Source organism: Arenimonas maotaiensis (genome assembly GCF_014638745.1).
Lineage (GTDB): Bacteria > Pseudomonadota > Gammaproteobacteria > Xanthomonadales > Xanthomonadaceae > Arenimonas > Arenimonas maotaiensis.
The window spans coordinates 1-1,756 of record NZ_BMFO01000011.1; the positions used below are offsets into that span (position 1 = coordinate 1).

Annotated in this window: 1 protein-coding gene; it reads left to right on the forward strand. The window is 56.1% G+C overall.

All coding sequences use genetic code 11. From position 1 onward, the window contains the following. The first annotated feature begins 146 nt into the window (after positions 1-146). A complete protein-coding gene (locus IEV56_RS10500) occupies positions 147-1,139 on the forward strand; it encodes an alpha/beta hydrolase (RefSeq protein WP_229730254.1) in 993 nt (330 codons plus the stop codon). Positions 1,140-1,756 lie beyond the last annotated feature (617 nt).

Here is a 1,756-nt window from a genome sequence, read left to right on the forward strand (position 1 = left end):
CATCGCTTCGCCTGAGCCGTAACAATCTCGCTGATGGGGTCTAACTAATCATCCAAGCGGACAGCCGCCCCGTTACTTGGTATTCTGAGCCTGTTCGCGGCGGCAGCCGCTTAATTCAATCGTTAGCCCTTACTGGAAGGTCTTACGTGCTCGGAAAGATCCTAATTGCCACAGCGCTGCTCGCGACTTTTGCCGCCGAAGCGGCCCAAACGTCCGGTGCAGCCCAACGCGCTGCATCCGTAGACGTCTGGAGCCCACCTGCAGGCACAGCGCAGGAACGGCTCTGGCCTGGCGCTTCTCCTGATATGCCGCAGCCGTCCAAGCCCGAAGTGATGTTTGAGGTAAAAAAGGTCCCGGGCTTCTACTACACGGGCATCTCGGACGTCACCGTTCCGACGATGACCGTATTTAAACCAGTCGGGCCAAACACTGGCGCGGCAATTGTGGTGTTCCCCGGAGGGGGTTTTCGCCTGCTTGCCATCGACCTAGAAGGCACCGAGATATGTGATTGGGTTACGAGCAAAGGCATGACTTGCGTATTGCTCAAATACCGCGTGCCGAAGAGCAATCACTACTGGGACCAAGACGAGAAGCGCCATATCACCCCGACCGTACCGTTTGCGCTACAGGACGCTCAACGGGCAATCAAGCTCGTAAGGGCAAGCGCCGTTGAACTAGGTGTGGATCCGTCGAAGATCGGAGTTCTCGGTATGTCGGCAGGCGGATATCTTGTCGCGCAGATCAGCAATATCCCCGAAGCAACGTATGAGCCCGTGGATGTTTCCGACGAGCTCAGCAGTCTGCCGGACTTTGCCATTGCCCTTTATCCCGGCCATCTGTGTCGCGCCGGCGCGACGCTGGATCCAAGCATCAAGATCTCGAAGCAAACTCCCCCGACTTTTCTTCTTGCAGCTTGGGACGACAACGTAAATAAGGTATGTAACACGACCATTTACGCGAATGCCCTCGCAAATGCTGGCGTACCAGCAGAGGTGCACATATTCGCGGAAGGCAAGCACGCGTTCGGCCTCAGGCACACGAGCCTTCCGATCGCCTCTTGGCCCTCGTTGGTCGAGACGTGGCTGAAGACGATCAATGTACTACCAGCGGCTAGCGTTGGTGTGCGCGGTAAGGGCTAACAATTCGTCCAAGCCGACGCCGCTTCGCGGCGCGGCTTAACTCAGGTGTTAGGCCTTATGCGAAATTTAGCCGTGCTTGCAGGATTTGCTCTCGCAGTAACCGGGTGCACAACTTGGCACGATAAGCCGAGACAGTGCTTTACTGATAAGCCCCCAATATCTCCAAAAAACCCTGGCGAGCTCAAAGCATTACGGTTTGTGGAACAGCGCGTTGGTCGCAGCTGCAACCCTGCTGGCGTAGAGTGTGATTTGCAGTTGCGGCATGAGCCAAATGGCAACATTTCCATAACTGCTTCAAGGGCCTTCCTTGAAGGTAGCCCGCCTCGCTGCACGCATCTGGACGGCGGCTTTGAAACGTATGTTTTCTCTTCGGAAGGCAAGTATATTCAGGTAGAACTTGGGCTATAAGGCCTAACTAGCCATTCAAGCGGACAGCCGCCCCGTTACTTGGTATTCTGAGCCTGTTCGCGGCGTCAGCCGCTTAATTCAATCGTTAGGCCGCTAAGGATCGAGCATGCGACTCGCCACAGCTTTCGCAGCACTACTCAGTACAGCGTCGGTCGGCGCGGACTCGGATGTCCCACAAGTTCCAGATCAATTCATCGGCCAGTGGGCAG